At 52.6% G+C, this 20,161-nt stretch carries 19 protein-coding genes and 1 tRNA gene; 7 read left to right on the top strand and 13 right to left on the bottom strand.

Annotated elements, in window-relative coordinates; translation table 11 throughout:
- Positions 1-100: 100 nt before the first annotated feature.
- Both AB8881_02460 and AB8881_02465 read right to left on the bottom strand, forming a co-directional pair.
- Positions 101-328: a hypothetical protein gene (locus tag AB8881_02460; protein ID XDZ63764.1), complete on the bottom strand. Its 228-nt coding sequence runs from the start codon at positions 326-328 to the stop codon at positions 101-103.
- Between the two features lie 161 nt (positions 329-489).
- Positions 490-564, bottom strand: a tRNA-Val gene (locus AB8881_02465).
- A gap of 342 nt (positions 565-906) precedes the next feature.
- Here AB8881_02465 and AB8881_02470 point away from each other — a divergent pair.
- Positions 907-1,959: an N-formylglutamate amidohydrolase gene (locus AB8881_02470; GenBank protein ID XDZ63765.1), complete on the top strand. Its 1,053-nt coding sequence runs from the start codon at positions 907-909 to the stop codon at positions 1,957-1,959.
- Here the strand turns inward: AB8881_02470 and der are convergent.
- The 3 genes from der to AB8881_02485 form a co-directional block, all read right to left on the bottom strand.
- Complete coding sequence (gene der / locus AB8881_02475) at positions 1,956-3,398, bottom strand: ribosome biogenesis GTPase Der (protein XDZ63766.1); 1,443 nt, start codon at positions 3,396-3,398, stop codon at positions 1,956-1,958. The two genes, AB8881_02470 and der, sit on opposite strands and share 4 nt — an antisense overlap.
- Positions 3,399-3,413: 15 nt before the next feature.
- Complete coding sequence (locus AB8881_02480) at positions 3,414-4,781, bottom strand: PQQ-binding-like beta-propeller repeat protein (protein ID XDZ63767.1); 1,368 nt, start codon at positions 4,779-4,781, stop codon at positions 3,414-3,416.
- A gap of 147 nt (positions 4,782-4,928) precedes the next feature.
- The gene (locus tag AB8881_02485) at positions 4,929-5,555 is read right to left on the bottom strand and encodes a tetratricopeptide repeat protein (GenBank protein ID XDZ63768.1); all 627 of its coding nucleotides are present in this window, start codon (positions 5,553-5,555) and stop codon (positions 4,929-4,931) included.
- A gap of 211 nt (positions 5,556-5,766) precedes the next feature.
- Between AB8881_02485 and AB8881_02490 the strand changes: the two genes are divergently transcribed.
- The 3 genes from AB8881_02490 to AB8881_02500 all read left to right on the top strand — a co-directional run bounded on the left by AB8881_02490 (position 5,767) and on the right by AB8881_02500 (position 7,072).
- A complete protein-coding gene (locus tag AB8881_02490) occupies positions 5,767-6,096 on the top strand; it encodes a DUF2794 domain-containing protein (GenBank protein ID XDZ63769.1) in 330 nt (109 codons plus the stop codon).
- Between the two features lie 217 nt (positions 6,097-6,313).
- Positions 6,314-6,595, top strand: a complete 282-nt coding sequence (locus AB8881_02495) for a hypothetical protein (GenBank protein ID XDZ63770.1) — start codon at positions 6,314-6,316, stop codon at positions 6,593-6,595.
- A 264-nt stretch (positions 6,596-6,859) separates the two neighbouring features.
- Positions 6,860-7,072, top strand: a complete 213-nt coding sequence (locus AB8881_02500) for a DUF3126 family protein (GenBank protein XDZ63771.1) — start codon at positions 6,860-6,862, stop codon at positions 7,070-7,072.
- 30 nt (positions 7,073-7,102) lie between these two features.
- Here AB8881_02500 and AB8881_02505 read toward each other — a convergent pair whose 3' ends face one another.
- The 7 genes from AB8881_02505 to AB8881_02535 all read right to left on the bottom strand — a co-directional run bounded on the left by AB8881_02505 (position 7,103) and on the right by AB8881_02535 (position 14,231).
- Entirely contained in the window at positions 7,103-7,720 is a 618-nt protein-coding gene (locus tag AB8881_02505) for a LysE/ArgO family amino acid transporter (protein ID XDZ64497.1), read from the bottom strand.
- Positions 7,721-7,837: 117 nt separating this feature from the next.
- The gene (locus tag AB8881_02510) at positions 7,838-8,155 is read right to left on the bottom strand and encodes a hypothetical protein (protein XDZ63772.1); all 318 of its coding nucleotides are present in this window, start codon (positions 8,153-8,155) and stop codon (positions 7,838-7,840) included.
- A gap of 214 nt (positions 8,156-8,369) precedes the next feature.
- The gene (locus tag AB8881_02515) at positions 8,370-8,747 is read right to left on the bottom strand and encodes a DUF6552 family protein (GenBank protein ID XDZ63773.1); all 378 of its coding nucleotides are present in this window, start codon (positions 8,745-8,747) and stop codon (positions 8,370-8,372) included.
- Positions 8,748-8,857: 110 nt separating this feature from the next.
- Positions 8,858-10,405, bottom strand: a complete 1,548-nt coding sequence (guaA, locus tag AB8881_02520; protein XDZ63774.1) for a glutamine-hydrolyzing GMP synthase — start codon at positions 10,403-10,405, stop codon at positions 8,858-8,860.
- A 62-nt stretch (positions 10,406-10,467) separates the two neighbouring features.
- A complete protein-coding gene (locus tag AB8881_02525) occupies positions 10,468-11,823 on the bottom strand; it encodes an RsmB/NOP family class I SAM-dependent RNA methyltransferase (GenBank protein ID XDZ63775.1) in 1,356 nt (451 codons plus the stop codon).
- Positions 11,824-11,897: 74 nt separating this feature from the next.
- The gene (guaB, locus tag AB8881_02530; GenBank protein XDZ63776.1) at positions 11,898-13,355 is read right to left on the bottom strand and encodes an IMP dehydrogenase; all 1,458 of its coding nucleotides are present in this window, start codon (positions 13,353-13,355) and stop codon (positions 11,898-11,900) included.
- 78 nt (positions 13,356-13,433) lie between these two features.
- Entirely contained in the window at positions 13,434-14,231 is a 798-nt protein-coding gene (locus AB8881_02535) for an RlmE family RNA methyltransferase (GenBank protein ID XDZ63777.1), read from the bottom strand.
- A 190-nt stretch (positions 14,232-14,421) separates the two neighbouring features.
- On the opposite strand from AB8881_02535, the gene AB8881_02540 reads away from it, so the two are divergent.
- The 3 genes from AB8881_02540 to AB8881_02550 all read left to right on the top strand — a co-directional run bounded on the left by AB8881_02540 (position 14,422) and on the right by AB8881_02550 (position 19,621).
- Positions 14,422-17,337: a bifunctional [glutamine synthetase] adenylyltransferase/[glutamine synthetase]-adenylyl-L-tyrosine phosphorylase gene (locus AB8881_02540; GenBank protein XDZ63778.1), complete on the top strand. Its 2,916-nt coding sequence runs from the start codon at positions 14,422-14,424 to the stop codon at positions 17,335-17,337.
- A gap of 193 nt (positions 17,338-17,530) precedes the next feature.
- Positions 17,531-18,823 (top strand): MFS transporter, encoded by a 1,293-nt coding sequence (locus tag AB8881_02545; GenBank protein ID XDZ63779.1) that lies wholly within the window; start codon positions 17,531-17,533, stop codon positions 18,821-18,823.
- Positions 18,824-19,069: 246 nt separating this feature from the next.
- Positions 19,070-19,621, top strand: a complete 552-nt coding sequence (locus tag AB8881_02550) for a thermonuclease family protein (GenBank protein XDZ63780.1) — start codon at positions 19,070-19,072, stop codon at positions 19,619-19,621.
- 80 nt (positions 19,622-19,701) lie between these two features.
- Here the strand turns inward: AB8881_02550 and AB8881_02555 are convergent, their stop codons facing one another.
- The gene (locus AB8881_02555; protein XDZ63781.1) at positions 19,702-20,115 is read right to left on the bottom strand and encodes a DUF1489 family protein; all 414 of its coding nucleotides are present in this window, start codon (positions 20,113-20,115) and stop codon (positions 19,702-19,704) included.
- Between the last annotated feature and the right edge of the window lie 46 nt (positions 20,116-20,161).

Genomic DNA, 20,161 nt, shown 5'->3' on the forward strand with positions numbered 1-20,161 from the left:
CGATTGGCAATTTCGCAAGATGGTGAGCTCAGCAAAGTTGTGATTCTAAACTCATAATAGAGTTAAAGACAAAAAACGATGTTTAACGAAATTGAACAGCCTATGCACCTGTAAACTCAAGATTTTTTATCAAAAGGCCAATATTTTCCAAGTTTTCAAGATCAATTAACTGCTGGAAAGCAGTCTCACTATGGCCTTTAGTTAAAACGCAAGAAGAGCAGTCAATGAATTTTTCTTTCAACTCCCCAATGGTCATTGGATTATCACCGCTCCGCCCAACCATATTGTTAACGCGGTATTTTAAGACTTTACCATTTTGGGTCGTCAATTTGATTTCCGCGTCCCATGGCTCACCTTTTGGCGCCCCTTTGTACCCGAAGGGGATAGCCTTTGTAATTTCAAGAAGCCTTTTTATATTAGGTTGACGAAAAGCATCATCACTGAAAGGCCTTACCAAGACCGCTTAAACTATTGAAATAAAATAGAAAATGGTGGGAGTGACAGGGATTGAACCTGTGACCCCTTCGATGTCAACGAAGTGCTCTCCCGCTGAGCTACACCCCCACACCATTTCATTATGGCCGGCCAATCGATGCTGGCATCAGATCAACCGGCGAGCCATTTACGCCGCGGCGCTGGCTATCGGCTATATCTGCACTAAGCGGCGAGGCATATCAAGCCTTTTTTCGATGAATCACTGTTGCTTTTATGGAAAAAAACCTAAAGCCCGTATCAGCATGGCCGCGGCGTCAACAGCATCTATCACCGCCCCCAATACCGCCCCCAATACCGCCCCCAATACCGCCCCCATTACCGGCCAACATGCCCAATATAGTGACCGACCATCGACATCCGCGACAAACTTACATATTGCCGCGCTGGGCGCCGCACGATAACGTTTTTTTTATGAGAATTAGTGACTCGACAAATTTGCCCGCCCCCAGCACTACGACCGACGGTCTGGCACCTACTGCAATCGAGACGCGGGATATTGCTGCAAAAAATCTAGCTTCAGAAAATCTGGAAATAGGTGGTCTGGCGAATGCCGATCTTACCCCCCAAATCCTGCCATTGGCCGTCCTTGGCGCGCCTCCTTTTATGCCGGTGGAAACCATCCTGCCGCCGCCAAGCAGCACACCAAGCGCGGTCGTGCTGTCATCGCCGCATGCGGGCCGCATTTATCCGGCCGAATTTATCACTGCAAGCATTGCCGATATCACCGCCTTGCGCGGGCTTGAGGATTTTGGCGTTGATTGTCTAATCGGCGGGGTGCGCGCGGCGGGCATCACCTGCATCAACAACCGTATCACCCGCGCCTATATTGACGTTAACCGGCCTGTTGATGCGCTTGATCATAGTATGTTCAACCGCGCCCCCAGCGATAATGCTAAGCGCGATAATGATAAGCCGAATGGCGGCACCCTATCGCGTCACGTTCGCGCCGGTTACGGGCTGTTACCGCGCCTGACCGCAGGGCGCGAGGTGATCTATCGGCAATTGCTGCCTGTGGATGAAATAGACCAGCGTATTGCCCTTGTTCATACACCATATCATCAGGCGGTCGAGGCGGCGTTGACCGCGGCAAACGATCGGTTTGGCCGTTATCTTCTTATTGATTGCCATTCAATGCCATCACATGACCAGCATGAAAAACCGCTTGCCGATATCGTGCTTGGTGACCTGCATCAAAGCACGCTGGACCGGGCCATCGCCAAGGTTTTGGCGGCCGAGATTATCGCTGCTGGATTCAGCATTGCCTGGAACCATCCCTATGCTGGCGGCTATATCACGAAACATTATGGCCGCGCCGCGACACGCCAGCAATCGGTGCAGATCGAGATCAACCGGCGGCTTTATATGACCCGTAAATACACGCTGGATCCGGCAGGGGCCGCACGGGTTGCTGCCCTGCTAAGCCGCCTTGGCACGGTTTTATCTGATTTAATGGCGCGCGCTTAGCTTGGCGCAAACGGGTTTTCACGTTTTCGCATCACCATGCGGATCGGCACACCACGCAGGCCAAAATCAGCGCGCAACCCGCTGGTCAAATAGCGCAGATAGCTCTCTGGCAAATCGGCAGGACGGCTGACGAACAGCGCAAATGTCGGCGGGCGTGTCTTGATCTGTGTCATATAGCGGATACGAAGCCGCCGCCCGTCAACCAATGGCGGTGGGTGCGCTTCCAGCATCACATCCAGCCAGCGATTTAACCGGCCGGTTGAAATGCGCGTATTCCAGATGCCATACATCTCATCCGCCGCCTCAAGCAGCTTGCCGAGCCCCTTTTTATGCAGCCCCGACATTTGCACAACCGGAACGCCGCGCAATTGCGCCAGCGAGGTTTGTAACCTGTCCGAAATCTGCCCGCTGGCAGCCTGTTTATCGCGAACCGCATCCCATTTATTTGCCCCAATGACAATGGCTCGGCCCTCGTCTTCAATCAGGCGGGCAATCGACAGATCCTGTTTGTGCAGCTCTTCGGTTGCATCAATCAACAACACGCAAAGATGGGCATATTGAATCGCCCGCAATGCGTCGTCGACCATTAATTTTTCGACCTTGTCAGAAATTCGGGCGCGGCGGCGCATTCCGGCAGTATCGACCAATTTGTAAGGCTTGCCATTCCATTCAAACGGTACCTCAATCGAGTCACGCGTGATCCCCGCCTCGGGGCCAGTCAGCAGCCGATCTTCATTAATCAGACTATTGATCAGCGTGGATTTTCCCATATTTGGGCGACCAACGATGGCGATGCGCATCGGCTGGCTGACCTGATCATCCTGCCAGACCTCGATCGGGTTACCATTGGCATCCAGCTTTTCATCCTGCCCGTCATTCTCTTCAAAGGCGAAATCATCATCAGCGATATCCGCCTCACCGGTGAGAACAGCATCAAGCCCGATCGCCTCGGCGGCCGCCAGCATCGCATCATGCAGATCAACAAGCCCCTCGCCATGCGCCGCAGAAATCGGCACCGGCTCGCCAAGCCCAAGTGACCAAGCCTCGGAAAGACCAGCCGCCCCCGCCTTGCCCTCGCATTTATTGGCCAGCAGCACAACGCGTGCGCCCGATTTTCTGATTTCACTGGCAAAAAACTTGTCAACAGGCGTAACACCAGCCTTAGCATCAACCACCATCAAGGTGATATCCGCATCTTGGATCGCCATTTCGGTTTGCCGGCGCATCCGCGCTTCAAGCGAGCCGTCATCTGCCTCTTCAAGGCCAGCCGTATCAATAACGCTAAACCGAAGTCCGGCCAGATAGCCCTGCCCCTCGCGGCGGTCGCGCGTCACCCCCGGCTGGTCATCAACAATGGCGTGTTGACGGCCTATCAATCGGTTAAACAACGTTGATTTGCCAACATTTGGCCGGCCAACAATGGCAAAAGTTACAGTCATAAAATAATAACAACCTTATTCAAAAGCCGTGAGGGTGCCATTGCCGCTAAGGACAAACATCATACCATTGCTCAGCTGCGGTGCGGTGACAATATCCGTGCCGACCTGCATGACTTTACCGCCAACACCGGTATCTGCGTTAAATTCAAACAAGTTTCCCGATTTCGAGATCACCATAATTTTACCCGCAGCCACAATCGGCCCGACATAACGCGGGATATCTTCCGAGGCAAACACCCCAGCTGGCAACGCCCCCGGCAGTTCAGCTGTCCAGCGCACCGCACCATCACTGCGGCGCAAGCTATATAGCCGCCCATCAATTGTCAGCAAAAATACCGACTTGCCAGCAAGCCACGGCATTTCAATGCCGCCAATCGGCTGATCCCAAAGTAACAAGCCTGAGCGCGCATTAAAGGCCGCGATTTGTCCGGCCTGACTGACAGCAAGAACCAGCCCACCATCAAAAACCGGATGGGCGCGGATGTCGCCAAGCCCCTGTAATGGTGTTTTTGGGCTAGATGCTGCCAATGTATCAGACCAGATAACCTGCCCCGAATTAGCCTCCATCAAACTGATATCGCCGCCATAGCCAGCCACTGCCAACTGATCATTGGCATAGGCCGGCGACGGGGCACCGTAAACCACGGTATTTGCCGGCAAAACGGACCGCTGCCAAAATAATGCGCCATCCTTGGATGCATAGGTGAATATGTTGCCATCAAGATCGGTTACTGCGACGGCTTCCTGCCCAATGATTGTTGGCCCGCCGCGTACCGGCAGGCGCAGCGAGATCGACCAGAGCGTTGATCCGTCCTTAGCTGACAGGGCACCCAGCACACGGCCACCGGCGTGCACAAACAGCCGGTCACCCGCAACCGCCAGCCCGCCTGCAATGCCCGGCAATGGATCATCGGTAAATTCTTCGACACTTACCTGCCAGTTCGCCTTGCCCGTCTTTACATCAAAGGCCGTTACCTTTCCGGTCGGCGTTACGGTAAAGACTTGGCCGTCTGCTACCACCGGTTGGGCGAGTTCGGTCAATTGACTACCGGCGCCCCCAATTGACGCCCGCCAAACCTGTTTAAACGGCAGCTCAACCTTAACGTTACCGCCAGTATGACCAGCACTCAAACCGGCATGCCCGGCCCTGACCACATCAATCATTTCAGGCAAGCCAGCGCCCTCGGCAGCGGCCGCCTGATCAACAGCAATCATCTCATTTGCAGCGATAACAGAGACGCGCTTGCCCTCAAGGATAAGTTCAGACTCCGAACAGGCAGATAGTGCCGCCACAACAAAGCAGGCCGCCAGACATTTTTTCGACGCAAACGATAAGGGGCGCAGTAAAAACAGTCTGTTTATCACTTTGTCTTTTATCGTCATGACAGCTCCTCTATCGTTTAATCGGAATCAATGCTGTTTGCTCAGATGTGATGTTTTCGATTTTGATCTAATTCGGTAATCTAACTCGGCGATATAATCCGGCGATATAATCCAAAGAATATCCCTTGTTCACCAGACCCGCGGGCATTACCCTTTTAAAATTTGCAGCATTTGGCGGGCTCGCTGACGCACACCGGCCGGTATATCAGATAATCCAGCCAATGTTTCATATTTTGCCATTGCCGCGTTTCGATCACCCGAACGCAACGCCAACCCTGCCGCCTGTTCTAGCGCCATCGACTGCCATGGACCTGCGCGCGTTTCAAGATCGGCCAATCGCCCTACCAATTCATCGATTTTGCGGCTTTCTGGTGCGTTCATGACTGACAGCAAAAGCGCCGCCTCTTGATAAAGCGCGGCGACATCGGGGTTTTTCGACAACGCCAGATAGCTTGCCTCTGCCGCGGCATAATCCCCAGTTTCGGCTTGCGACGCGGCAATGCGGAATTGTGCCAGCATCGCATAGCCCGGGCTTAGCGCGTCAAGCTGTGCCGTCAAAGCCGTTACCGTATCATCGGCCTTCAATGCCTGATGGTAAATAGTCGCCGCTTCGGTTGCCTGACGATCCTGCCATACTTTATAGCCTTGACTAGCACCAACCCCAAGAACCACCACCGAAACCGCAACGATCACATACTTCCCGTACCGCACCCATAATTTTTGCATCTGGTCACGTTTCAGGTCTTCATTTATCTCATCAAAAATATCAGCCATAAATCCAACAATCACTTCTGGTCATAGCGGCGTTGCAACGCCAAAACCTTTGGTTCACCCGCAAGCCCGACAGGCCGTATTATCTGGCACCGTAATAGCAATTCTTTTCACCGAAATGCCAGTGCTTTATTGACCTTAATCGAAAGCTGTCTCAACATAGCTTGGAATAGCAAAAACAGCCACCACTAAAAGCTAGGTAACGGCAAACCATATGCAGCGAATATCCAGCCCGAAAAAGCTACGCAAGCCATTATTCTTTAACCGCGATGAACTGGGACAAATTCTGGCCACTTACAGCACCCGCGTTGCCAGCGGCGAGTGGCGTGATTACGCGATTGATCATCTCCCCGGGATCGCGGCCTTTTCGATATTCCGGCACACCCATGAAACCCCGCTTTATGTTGTCGAAAAACAGCAGCGCTATCCAACTGAAAAACCAAAATTTACGCTTCGGGACCGCAATAAAATTCTGTGTAAGGGCAGCTCAATGCAAGAAATTATCAGCTATTTCAATCGTCTGCCACGGCTGATTACTGGCTAGCCACCAAATGACCGCTGGGGGCAGTAACCCAATGATCTCGGACCTGCACCAACATATCCTATCTTGAAGAAATACCTGCCTGAGTGATTTCGGCTATTGCGTATCGCTAATATATAAGATATTTCTAAATTAGAACAAATAGTGAACAAGTGATGGCACATTGCAGCGCCTCATGCCCGATGCGTTGCCCCACCTACTTTCCGAAAGGTCACCTGAAATGGGTTGGCATAAACGGCAATATACCGCATTGGACGAGCCTAAGAATCCGGCCACGCTTGCCGATATGATTCATGAGGGTTTATTAATTTTTTGCTGGTGTAACCGTTGTGGTCATAATAACAGCATTGATCCCGTGCCACTTGCAACGGCGTTAGGGCCGTTGTTTCCGATTCCCGAACTTGGTGGGCGTATGCGATGCAGCCTTTGTCAGGCACGCGACATTGCCACCCGTCCGGCCTGGCCCAGCCATGGCGGCGGACAAATTGCGCGGCACATCTAGCCAGTTAAGCAAAACCGTTATCGCACCTTATATGATTAAGGTCACAACTGACCGTATTTGCGCGTATTTGATCGCAAAAACCGACATTCGGCGAAATGAAACGCCCCTTAGGCTTGCTTGACGCGCAATGATCAGGTAGTCGTGTATTAGATAAGTAATGATGACAATCTAATATTCCCGCTGCTGATCCAGTTGATATTTTTATTGATGTTTCGGCTGATATTCCGGGCGAGCAGGATCAGATCAAAACAAGAGGCATAATCCATGAACGCCAGTGATACCGCAAAAGTCCAACGCTTTTTACGCCAGCGCTTTGGCAACCATAAATTAAATCTTGCGCGTCGTGAGAATAAGGATGATTCTGCCGAATTGATGCTCGAGGATGAATTTATCGGTGTGGTCTTTCAGGATAATGAGGATGGCGAAACCTGCTATCATGTGCAGATCAGCATTCTGGGAGAAGATCTCGAAGATTAGTCCTGATCAAATCTGGCAAAATCTATCTCGCTAGATCCAGTCGCCGGCGCGCAACATCGCCGCCGCCAGTAAAAACATGATCAGCGCAATACCCGCATTTAGCAATCGCCACGATCCGGGGCGCTGCATATAGCCCGACAATAAATAGCCCCCATAACCAAGCGCACTAAAAAAGACCAGACTGGCGGTGATTGCACCAGCGGTAAAGGCAATTTTGGCCGCACCATCGAATTGCAGGGACACAGTGCCGATCAGCACCACCGTATCAAGATAAACATGCGGATTGCCAAAGGTTAAAACGGCAGCAACAGCAAGGCTGGCCGCAAGGCTGGCAGACGGGCGATCCCCCATTGTCAGCGCCTGATTACCAAACGCATCACGAACCCGCAACACGCCGTACCCAGCCAGCCAAATCGCCGCACCGCCAAACAGCCATGGCGCAATCTGATCGACAAAATCGGCAATCAATAGCGATAATCCGGCAACACCGGCGATGATCAACAGCGCATCAGACACGGCACAGAACAGGACAAGCGCGCCAATATGCTGGCGAAGAATGGCCTGCCGCAACACAAACGCATTTTGCGAGCCAATCGCCAAAATTAACGAAAAACTGAGGGAGAACCCGGTTAAATAGGCAAACAGCATCTTCCCCTCAATGATCCAGCCGGTCACATGACTGATTGTTTGATACAAACCAGCCTCCCTTACGCCAAACTCTCATGACAAGCAACCTATGAGGCGCGCCTCGTTTAGATCATCCATTCAAAATGAATCAAAAAATAGCGTAAAATGCCCGCCCCATAGACCAGAAAAAAAAACCACATTAATCCATTTTAATTGCGGTTCAGTTCGCAGCCAGCCACAATAAATCCAGATTAAACAGAATGGCAGCGACAGGAACATTGTCAGGGGATAGAGATCAAACACCACGGCAACCGCGCTGAACAATCCGAGAATGAGCGCAAGATTTTTTAATAGTTTCTCGGCACGTTCAGACATCATAAATCTGCTGTGATTTTCTTGCTTCATCCTTTGCTCATTTTTTAAGGACCAATTGTGCCCTAAACATTTTTGCATCATGTTTGCCGCGCCTTGCAAAGACAGTTAACGCGGCCAAAATAAGACCATGCAATGACTTCATTCTGGCATCAATGCGGATGAAACAGGCCTTGATTATAGGCCTTGATTATAGGCCTTGGTTATAGGCCTTGGTTATAGGCCTTGGTTGCAGGCCTTGGTTACAGCAAAATATAATCATCACCTAGCCGCGCTTGATGATCGTTTGTAAGAAAAATCATGCGTAAATATAGCCGACCAAAAGCGATATAAAAGCACCGACATGCACCACCATAATCGCCTTGTCTTTCCACATCACCCCAACAGCAAACCACAGAGAAATCCCAATAAAAAACAGATATACGTTATACGGGGTGAAGTTTAACCCGGTCATTCCATAACCAATGAGCTGGATGATCGTTGCAATCCATTTAACAATATCGACAGTTTGTATTTTAGTGCCCATTTGTGTCGTTGTTACGTGGTGATGGGTCGGCTGGTTACCGGCAATTTTGATAACCTCATCTTGATCAAACGCGTATGCGTTATAATTTACGCCAGCCGTCGCAAAACTGATCAGCGGAAGCATGGCTATCAGAAAGACAAAAAAAGCCAAACGAAATGGTCACGATTTCTCCATCATGATCACTCTAAATGATAAGATTTAATTTAAGGTTAATTAAGCAGCGCGGTTTGGAACCTATGGTCTATCAACCACAACACGCCCTATTCCCACTCAATCGTGCCGGGCGGCTTTGATGTCACATCATAGACCACCCGATTAACCCCCCGCACTTCATTCACAATCCGGGTTGCGGCGCGGCTCAAAAACTCGTGACTGAACGCATAGCTATCGGCGGTCATGCCGTCGCTGGACGTCACCGCCCGCAGCGCACAGACATACTCATACGAGCGCGCATCACCCATCACACCAACGGTTTTCACCGGTAACAGGACAGCAAAAGCCTGCCAGATATCATCATAAAGGCCAGCTTTGCGAATCTCGTCAAGATAGACGACATCAGCTGCCCGCAGGATATCCAGCTTTTCGACGGTAATTTCACCCGGAATCCGGATTGCAAGCCCCGGCCCCGGAAAGGGGTGGCGTCCAACAAGGCTTTCCGGAAGGCCAAGTTCACGGCCCAATTCACGCACCTCGTCTTTGAATAACTCGCGAAGCGGCTCGACAAGATCAAGCGCCATATCGTCAGGTAAACCGCCAACATTGTGATGCGATTTAATTGTCACCGCGCTGCCACCGGCGGCTGAAATGCTCTCGATCACATCCGGATACAGCGTGCCTTGTGCTAAAAACCGCACATCCTCGATCTTGCTGGCCTCACCGTCAAACACTTCAATAAAGCTAGCGCCGATGATTTTGCGTTTCTGCTCGGGGTCGCTGACCCCCGCCAAACGCCCCAAGAACAGGTCGGATGCATCTTTATGCACCAGCGGAATATTGTAGTGGCCGCCAAATAACGCCACAACTTCTTCGGCCTCACCAGCACGCAGCAAACCATGATCAACAAAAACACACGTCAATTGCTCGCCAATTGCCTCATGGATCAACACCGCCGCAACCGACGAGTCAACCCCGCCGGACAGCCCGCAAATCACCCGCGCATCGCCAACCTGCTGGCGGATTGCGGCGACCGCGCGGCTGCGATATGCCGCCATTGACCAACTGCCAGTGCATCCGCAAATACCAAGCGCAAAGCGCGCCAGCAGATCAGCACCATTTTGCGTATGCACCACCTCGGGGTGAAATTGCACGCCGTAATAATGGCGCGTCTCATCGGCCACAGCGGCAAATGGCGCCCCAGACGATGTTGCAACAACGGCAAATCCATCAGGTAAGGCTGCCACGTGATCGCCATGGCTCATCCAGACCGTATGCTGGCTGTCAACCTGCCAAAACCCCTCAAACAGCGAACAGGGCGCGGTAATATCCAGCGTCGCACGCCCAAATTCACGGCTGGTTCCAGGCTCGACCCTGCCACCAAGCTGGGCGCACATGGTTTGCTGGCCATAGCAAATACCAAGAACCGGAACACCAAGGTCAAATACGATTTGCGGGGCGCGCGGCGTATCGGCAAGTGCCACCGAATTTGGCCCGCCAGATAAAATAATGCCGTTCGGCGCGGCGGTGCTGATTTTTGCCGGATCAGTCGTACAGGGCAGAATCTCGGTATAGACACCAGCCTCACGAAGCCGGCGCGCGATCAATTGCGTCACCTGCGAGCCAAAATCAATAATTAAAATTGAGTCAGACATAGTCTAATCCTTTGCCTTTGGCTGCATCATCCAGCCGCGTTCGGTATCTAATTCTGCTGACTTTAGCGTAATCTTGCCTGAAGAACAGCGATGAAAAACCCATCAGTACCGTCCCGCCAGGGCAGTAGCTGCAACATTCCATTATCGGTCGGCGGACAATCCCCACCACCAGCCTTGCCAATTGTATCAGCCCAGATATCGGTGATATCGGCCAGCTCAATTTCCGGCGCATCAGTTAAAAACCGCGTGATCAGGTCAGGCCCTTCACTGGCCAGAACCGAACAGGTGATATAGATAATGCGCCCCCCCGGCACCACCATCGCCCGCGCCTTTTCCAGCAAAATTGCCTGCGTTTGCTGTATATCCAGCAGGCGTTCAGGGGTTAATTGCCAGCGCGCATCGACCTGCCGGCGCCATGTCCCCGAGCCTGAGCAGGGCGCATCAATCACCACCCGATCAAATTTGCCGCGCCACGACCGGTTTGACCATTTTTCGGCAACCAGCTTGCGCTCGACATTATGGATGCCCGCACGGCGCAATCGCTCACCACTTTTTTCCAGCCGTTCCGCACTTGGATCAATCGCCAGAATGCGGCCCTTATTTTCCATTTTGGCCGCCATCACCAGTGATTTACCGCCGGCCCCTGCGCAAATATCGGCAACCTGCATCCCCGGCCGCGCATCACACAACAGCGCGGCAACCTGTGAGCCTTCGTCCTGAATATCAAACAGGCCAGCTTTCCATTCCTGCAAATCATCCAGCCGCGCGCGCTTTTCCAGCCGAACACCAAGCGGCGATAACCGCGTTGGGTGACCTTTGATACCGCGGCCAGCCAGCTGATCCCGAAGCCGCCGACGATCCGGCTGTTTCAAAATATTTATCCGCACATCGGTCGGCGCCTCGCCCATCAGCGCCGCCAATTCACGCGGCGTCGCATCACCAAGCCCCGCATTGGCATCCGCCATCAACCATTCCGGCCATTCAAGCGCGATATGCTGAGGCATTGCAGGATCACTAAATTCACGAGCATCCAACAGCGCGATAAGATTACCTTCATCCGCATCAAGAGGTGCCGGGGCATGGGCTATTTCAGCCGAGAATATTTGCGGCAATTGAGCTGTCTGGCGCTCCATAAGCACCAAGGCTGCAACGGTCATATTGCGCGGCGTTATCGGCGCATCAAGCGCCGACAAATGCCACATTAGCCGCGCCTGTCCACGCTGAATTTTCCAGAATAAATCACCGATCGCCGCACGGTCGCCTGACCCGGCATAACGACGCCGCTGCAATCCGGCGCGAAGCCATTGTCCAGCCTGCTTGCCGCGGTGAGTTTCAGCATCACTTGCCGCCTTTATATCGGCAAGAATCTCGATCACGGCAGCGATTCTAGCGGCTGGCGTCATGGTGAAATTTTCCACATCTGGCCCATTGCAGGCCGAAAACAAGATAACAAAAAAACCGGCTCACCGCACAAGGCTAGGCCGGTTTGCATTTACATTCCCGGGCGATAATTCGGCGCCTCACGAGTGATTGTGACATCATGGACGTGCGATTCTGCCAATCCGGCTCCGGTAATCCTCAGGAACTTGGCGTTTTTCTGCAGTTTTTCGATTGATTCATTGCCGGTGTAACCCATCGATGCGCGTAAACCGCCAAGCAGTTGATGCAAAACATTTTCAACCGGCCCTTTATAGGGAACCTGACCTTCGATGCCTTCAGGAACAAGCTTTAGCGGCTGGGAAATTTCCGCCTGAAAATAACGGTCGGCCGAACCACGCGCCATTGCTCCGGTCGACCCCATGCCGCGATAGGCCTTGTATGAGCGTCCCTGATAAAGATAAACCTCACCCGGCGTCTCGTCGGTTCCAGCCAGCAATGAGCCAATCATCGCGACATCACCACCAGCGGCAATCGCCTTGGCAAGGTCGCCCGAATATTTGATGCCACCATCAGCGATCACCGGAATATCTTGCTTGTGGCAAATTTCTGCCGCATCCATAATTGCGGTTAATTGCGGCACACCAACACCAGCCACCATCCGGGTGGTGCAGATTGACCCGGGCCCAATCCCGACCTTTACCGCATCAGCCCCTGCATCAATCAATGCCTTTGCGCCATCGCCAGTCGCGACATTACCGCCAATAATCTGCACATGATTGGCAAGTTTGCGCACGGCCGTTACCGAGTCCAGAACACCTTCGGAATGACCATGCGCCGTATCAACGACAATCACATCAACCCCGGCCTCAATCAACGCCTCGGCCCGGCGCAACCCATCTGGCCCCGCGCCCGTTGCCGCCGCCACCAGCAGCCGCCCCCGATCATCCTTTGACGCCAGCGGGTGATTTTGCGCCTTTTCCATATCCTTGACCGTGATCAGCCCGATACAGGCACCAGCGTCATCGACCACAACCAGCTTTTCAATTCGGTGTTCATGCAACAACCGCCGCGCCTCGTCGGGCGCCGTGCCATCGCGAACTGTAACAACATCACGGGTCATCAGATCGGCAACACTTTGCCCCGGATCTGTTGCAAACCGAACATCACGGTTTGTCAGAATGCCAACGAGGCGATGATTATTTTCAACAACGGGAATGCCGCTAATGCGGTTCTGCTCCATCATTTCAAGCGCTTCACGAAGCGGCTGATGCGGCGCGATTGTCAGCGGGTTGACCACCATTCCGGCTTCAAACTTCTTGACCTTGGCAATTTCAAGCGCCTGTTCTTCAATGGTAAAATTCTTATGCACAACGCCGATACCACCTGCCTGTGCCATGGCAATGGCCAGCCGGTGTTCAGTCACCGTGTCCATCGCGGCCGACATCAGCGGTACATTAAGGCTAATTTTCTGGGTCAGACGGGTGCTTACGTCAGTGTGAGCCGGCAGTACAGCCGAGCGCGCTGGCTCTAAAAGAACATCGTCAAAGGTAAAAGCGTCGCGTATTTTCATTGGGTGCCTTCCGTTACTCCGGTGGCACCGGACTATACTGAAAGCGGCTGCATATTGATAGTGCAAAACCGCACATCACTAGATGATTAATGTGCCATCCAAATTGCGCCGACCGGCGGCAATATCAGCCTCGATATCCTGCGCCCTGCCCTCGCCATGAAAGCCATTTGCAAGCACATAGCTTTCGACCGATTCCGAACGGCTCGCCGCAGGCTTTACATGGCGAACCGTTTTGAAATTGCGCTGCATCACATCGAGTACTGATTTCTCGGTACCGCCACGAAAACATTTGGCGAGAAAAAAGCCATCGGCATTCAGCACGTCTAGCGCGAAATCCAGCGCCGCCTCTAACAGCGCAGTGGTCCGCAGGTGATCGGTGGCGCGATGGCCGGTAGTATCGGCAGCCATATCGCTTAGCACCCCATCCGCAGCGCCGCCCGTCGCCTGACGCACCGTCTCCAGCATTTCAGGGTCAGTCATGTCGCCGGTAAAGATATCGGCGCCAACAACCCCTTCAGTTTCCAAAAGATCAATGCCAACAAGCCGCGCCGATCCGGTGCCAAGTTTGGTACGGATTGATGCCACCTGCAACCAGCCGCCGGGCGCGCAACCAAGATCGACAATCGCCATGCCGGGCTTTAGCAATTGATAGCGATCATCCATCTGTTCAAGTTTTAACGCCGCGCGCGAACGGAACCCCCGCGATTTTGCTTCGGCAACAAAGGGGTCATTCAGCTGGCGGGTCAACCAACGCTGCGACGATACTTTGCGCCCGCGCATCTTTTTAGGCTGGCGCGTTAGGCCTGTCGCATTGCGATAGCTGCGCCCTGAGGGGCCTTTTTTGCCCGCTTTGCCATTTCCTGATTGATCAGCCATGTCTGCTTATCGCCAAACTTGTCCGATTTTACAACTGCCAATTCATCACGCGGCCAGATATGCCGGCTGAAATCACTTTAAATGAACGCAAAAAGACATGATGAATATGGACGATAAAAGGTGGAAATATGGGCTGGCAATAGATGTATTTAGACTAGCAGCGCCGGTGAATTCAGATAGAATAACCCGAATGGATAAACCACATTATTTCGATCAGATTTGCCCGAACTTGCCGCGGGCCGAACCCGCCACTAAAGCCGTGCGCGATGATTTTGCCTCTAATTTTGCAAAAAAATGGCCAGATCACAAAATTATGCAAAGCGGCTATAGCCTTTATGATTTGGCGACGATGCTGGTGGCCAGCCCCTATCTTCAGCGACTAGCGCTTCGTCATGGCGATGATGTCAATGCCGCGCTTGGGGGTGATGCAGACAAACAAATCGCCATCGCAAAAGCCAGCTTTATTGCTGCCATGCAGTCGGCCAATGACGAAGCGGCAGCGATGCAGGCGATCCGCATCTGGCGTGAGCGCAGCGCTCTAGCCATCGCAATTAGTGATATTGCCGGCCTTGCTGATATGTCGCAACAGATGAAATGGCTAAGCGATGCAGCACAGACAGTTTTGGCACAAACCATTCAATACCTGTTCCTGAACGCCAGTAAACGCGGCAAAATACAGCCATTTGAAGCCGGATTGAGCGGGTGCGGCTGGACAGTTCTTGCGCTGGGTAAATTGGGCGCTGGCGAGCTGAATTTTTCCTCAGATATCGACCTGATCATGCTGCATGATACCAGCCATGCCCCCTTTGAGCGCAGCCATGATGCACAGCCGTTTTTTGTATCTATGACGCGAGATTTAATCCGGCTTTTGGGTACTGCAACCCGCGATGGTATCGGCTGGCGGGTCGATTTACGGCTACGACCTGATCCGGGCGCAACCGCCGTTAGCATCGATCTGGCAGCGGCAATTGGCTATTATGAATCAATCGCTCGCACATGGGAGCGTGCCGCCTTTATTCGCGCACGACCAATCGCCGGTGATCTTGCGCTTGGTGCCATTTTTCTTGATCAAATTCAGCCCTTTATCTGGCGCAAGACGCTTGATTACACGGTCATGGAAGATATGAAAACCATGCTTCGCCGCCCACCACAGGGCAATGGCTGGCTTGGGTATAATCTGAAAACTGGCAAAAATGGCATTCGTCAGATTGAGTTTTTTACCCATGTGTTGCAGCTGGTAACCGGCGGGCGTGATAAAAATCTCCGCCACCGCAACAGCCTTGGTGCCCTTGGTGCGCTGGCCGCAGCCGACTGGATCACCGCGGATCAGGCCACCAGCCTTGGCACGGCCTATCACCAGCTGCGCCGGATCGAACACCGGTTGCAAATGATTGGCGATAATCAGACCCATAGCCTGCCGCGCGGCAGCGAAGATTTGCAGAAATTCGCCCATTTCATGGGGCATGAGGATGCTAACAGCTTTTGCGCCACTCTTGGCGCATTGCTCGATCAGGTTGGAATAAATGCACAGCATGACCTGCTTAACCCCGCGCCCGGCGGCCATAGCGGCAGTGATGATGCAAAGGATATCCTGCTCGATGATTATGATGCGCTTGTGGGATGGCTTGGCGGGCATGGGTTTGAGCGACCAAACATCATTGCCGACACTTTGTCGGGCTGGATGGCGGGGCGGATTTCCGCAACGCGGGGCGAGCGCGCGCGGGCGTTATTAAACCGGCTAATGCCCGATATTCTGGTGTCTCTTACCGCCGCCGATGCCCCTGACGAAAAATTCGCCGCACTGGCACAATTCATCGAGGGGCTGCCCGCCAGCGTGCAGATTTTCTCGCTGCTTGATTATAACCGGCATCTAACCCGTCTTTTGTGTGATATTCTGGTGCTATCACCACAGCTCGGCAATCATTTGCGGCAATATCCGACCTTGTTTGACCTGCTGCTCTATCAGGCTTTTTTCCAACCATTACCCGATGCCGACGCGATGACGGCGCAATTGCGTCAAAATATCGCCGGCCAGCCGGTAGAAACCGCGCTTGACCAAATCAAGATACGGGCACGCGAATGGAAATTTCAAATTGAGGTTCAGGCTCTTAGCCAGACGATTGACAGTCCAGTACTTGCGGATGGTCTTAGCGCCATTGCAACCGCGACCATCAGGCTTATCCTTGACCTCGTCCAGGCGGATATGCAGCGCCGCCATGGCAACATTGACGGTGCGATAACGATCCTCGGGCTGGGGCGGCTTGGCACCCGCCAAATGACGGTCAGCTCTGATCTTGATCTGCTGATCATCTATGACGCCCCCGATAACGCATTGTCAAATGGCGAACGCCAGATAAATGCGCAAACCTATTTTACCCGGATGGCGCAAACCATGATTAGCTGGCTTAGCACCGCCACCGCCGAGGGTGTTCTCTATCCGGTTGATTTACGCCTACGCCCCGAAGGTGAGGCTGGCGGCATTGCCACGTCGCTGGATCGTTTACAGACCTATTTCAAACGTGATGCCTGGCTGTGGGAAAAAATGGCGCTTGCCAAGGCGCGGCCAATTGCCGGCGACAGTGTTTTAATCGAAAAAACCAAGCTTGCAATTGCAGAAATCGTCAATCAGCATCACGCCCATAACACGACTGCCCACGCGGTTGAACAGATGCTAGGGCGGGTTCGCAAAGTCCGGAAAGCCAAATCAAAATGGCATTTGCGCGCGCGCGATGGCGGGCTGGTCGATCTTGATTTATTCGTCCAAGCGCTTCGGCTGCAATATGGTGACCTGTTTGAGGGCACTGGCCAATCGCCGGATGAAATTTTGGAACGGCTTCACGACTTGCAGAAAATCAATGTCAATTTGAGTGAGGATTTGGCGGATGCGCTTGGTCTGTTTAACGAAATCCATCATTGTTTGCGGCTCACATTCGGCAATGCCGCATCGGTGCCTGACCGGCTGCCCCTGCCATTACGAGAGTTTATGCTTACGCGGATGGATTTTGCGGATGAGCAGCAGCTGAGCCTGATACTAGAAGCCGCGCTTGGCAAGGTTCTGGCGCATTTAACGGCCTATGCATCAGACAGCAAAACCATTTCAAGCTAAGGCCTGTCACAATGTTGTCAAAACGACCGCTATGGAACGTTTTTGGAACAGATTAAATATGCTGATCAGATTACTGAAATCTCCATGCAGTTAGCGCGTTGAATGACGCTGTATCCTGCGACTTAATGCAGGAACTCGCTCAGTGTTCACCAACAGTGAAGCGTCATCATGCAGCGTTTGAAAGGCACGCCTCATGCTAAGGGCTATTACATCAACATGGACTTTGTTCTTTGGTCTGTTGCTCATTTCTGCGGGCAATGGTTTGCAGGTAGTTCTGCTGGGAACGCGCGCGCCTGATGCCGGCTTTAGTACGATTGCCACCGGTATTGTCATGTCGGGCTATTTTGCCGGTATTTTTGCTGGCTCGATTACTGTGCCGCATATCTTGTCGCGTGTTGGTCACGTCCGCGTTTTCGGCGCAATGTCTGCCATCGCATCTGCGGCAGTTTTGGTGCATGTGATATTTCTCGACCCCTTTGTCTGGACGGGTATGCGGTTTGCCAGCGGGTTCAGTTTTGCGGGGATGTATATTGTCTGTGAAAGCTGGCTCAATGAAAAAGCCACAAACGAGACCCGTGGCCAGCTTTTATCGCTCTATATGATTACCAACATGGCGGGCATGGCTACTGGGCAAATGATGATTTCACTTGGCGAGTCTGGCGCGCCGGGCCTATTTTTGCTCGCCTCGGTTATGGTTTCAATTGCCGTTGTTCCGATCTTAATCACTGCGAGCGCTGCACCTAGCTTTGAAGCGCCCGAACGGATCAGTTTTCGCCGTCTGGTGCAGGTATCACCTCTGGCCGTTGTGGGTATGGTTTTTGTTGGGATCATCACCTCAATGATATTTGGGATGGGCGCGGTCTATGGGCGCGCTATCGGGCTAAATGACAGCCAAGTAGGCTATTTTATGACCGCGGTTACGCTTGGCACATTGTTACTTCAATATCCGGTCGGGCACCTCTCTGATCGGTTTGACCGCCGTGCCGTTATTCTTGGTGCAACATTGATTGCCGCTGTCGCAGTTGCTGCTGCCGGACTTTTTGGTGCTGATCAATTCGCCATTATACTTCTCATGATGATGATTTTTGGCGGCCTTCTCTTCTCGCTTTATTCGCTGTTTATCGCCCATGCGAATGACTATCTTACGCCCAGCCAGATGGTTGCCATGTCATCCGGCCTGCTGATGGTCAACGGCGCTGGTGCGGTTTTGGGGTCGCCCTTGGCCGCAACGGTGATTGAGGTGATCGGCATTAGAGGCTTTATGCCAACGATGGCGTTGTTTTTGCTGATACTTGCCGGGTTTGTTATCTATCGGATGAATGTGCGCAGCGCCGTTCCAGCCGAGGCTCAGGGCACGTTTGTTGCGATCCCTGATGCATCGTCAGGCGTTGCGGTGAACCTAAGCCCCGAGGTGGAATGGGTCATGGATCAAACTGATGAGGCCGAGGAGAACGACCCCTTCAAGAATAACCCTTATGTAAATTAGCCACGCCCCGAGCCGCAACTGGACAGGCATTGATGCCACCCAAATCCTTTTGATATGAGCCGTTTGGTGAGCCGTTTGATAAGCCTTTTGGGCAATCCATTAAGATATCTAGCCAAGCCAGCGCCAAATATCCCAAGCTGAATGATATGGCGAGCGCATAAAGTCAGGCCAATATTGGCACATTATTCAATAGCGATTGGCGTTGGCTGGCCTTTATCTTCAGACTAAAAAATATTACTATCGCTAATGAAGAAAATTCTAAAATTCTGTCATTTTATTATGGTGTTTACCTGTCTCAACATTGGTTGGGGCATTGGGCTTGGCACCGGCAAGGCGCCTGTTGCTTATGCCAAAGACGTGATAACAGACAAGAAATACTCAATTTCAGGAACCGTAACGATTACCAAGATTAACGATGGTGACTCGCTTCGCAGCGGCAATCTGCGGATCCGCCTTTTTGGGATTGATGCGCCTGAAAAAAAACAGCAATGCACTGATGCGGCGGGTATGAGCTGGGATTGCGGCATTGCGGCTCAGAAAAAACTAGCAGACCTTGTCGCCTTCGCACCAAACCTCACTTGTCACCTGATTGATGTTGATCGCTATGGCCGTCTTGTGATGCGGTGTTTGGCTGGCGAGACTGACGTTGCTGCCGCGCTTGTACGTGCTGGGCTGGCGCTTGCCTATCGTAAATACTCATCCGCCTATATCGTCGATGAAACCATTGCCAAAACCACAAAATCAGGCATATGGGCAGGCCGTTTTACCGCACCTTGGGACTGGCGACGCGCGCAATAGCGGGGTCAATAACGGGGTAAGGCGCCGCGCACAATCGATAATCAGGGTGATTGTTCCGGATGATAAATGATGCCGGCAGGCTAGAAAATCCCAAGATCGCGCAATTCTGCGACCAGTTCACTCGGCATATCGGCCTCGCCGCCAGCCTCTATATCGGGCGGTGCATCAGCCACTTCAAGATAACGCCAGCCCTGAAAAATACGCATTTTGGTTGGCGCAACCGGAATAATCTCAGGTGCCAGCACAATGCCGCAGGCCGGTGTGCCATCAAGGCGCTGTGCCTCGGCAAGATCAATAATTTGCTGGCGCGCCACCATCACCCTTTTGATAATCCAATAGATCGAGCCACCATCCAGTAATTCTTCGGCCCGGCGCGGTTTATTTCGGGTCACATGAACTATCTTGCCTTCATGGGCAAGCCGCAATGCCTGCCATTCGCGCAAGCTATCAAGCGATGTCGAACCGACCGATAATTTTTTCAGATGAACTGTCATCAAAACACCAGAATTTGGAACCCACACCCGCGAAAAAACTTTTGTC

The organism is Alphaproteobacteria bacterium LSUCC0396 (assembly GCA_041228345.1).
Lineage (GTDB): Bacteria > Pseudomonadota > Alphaproteobacteria > Puniceispirillales > Puniceispirillaceae > UBA3439.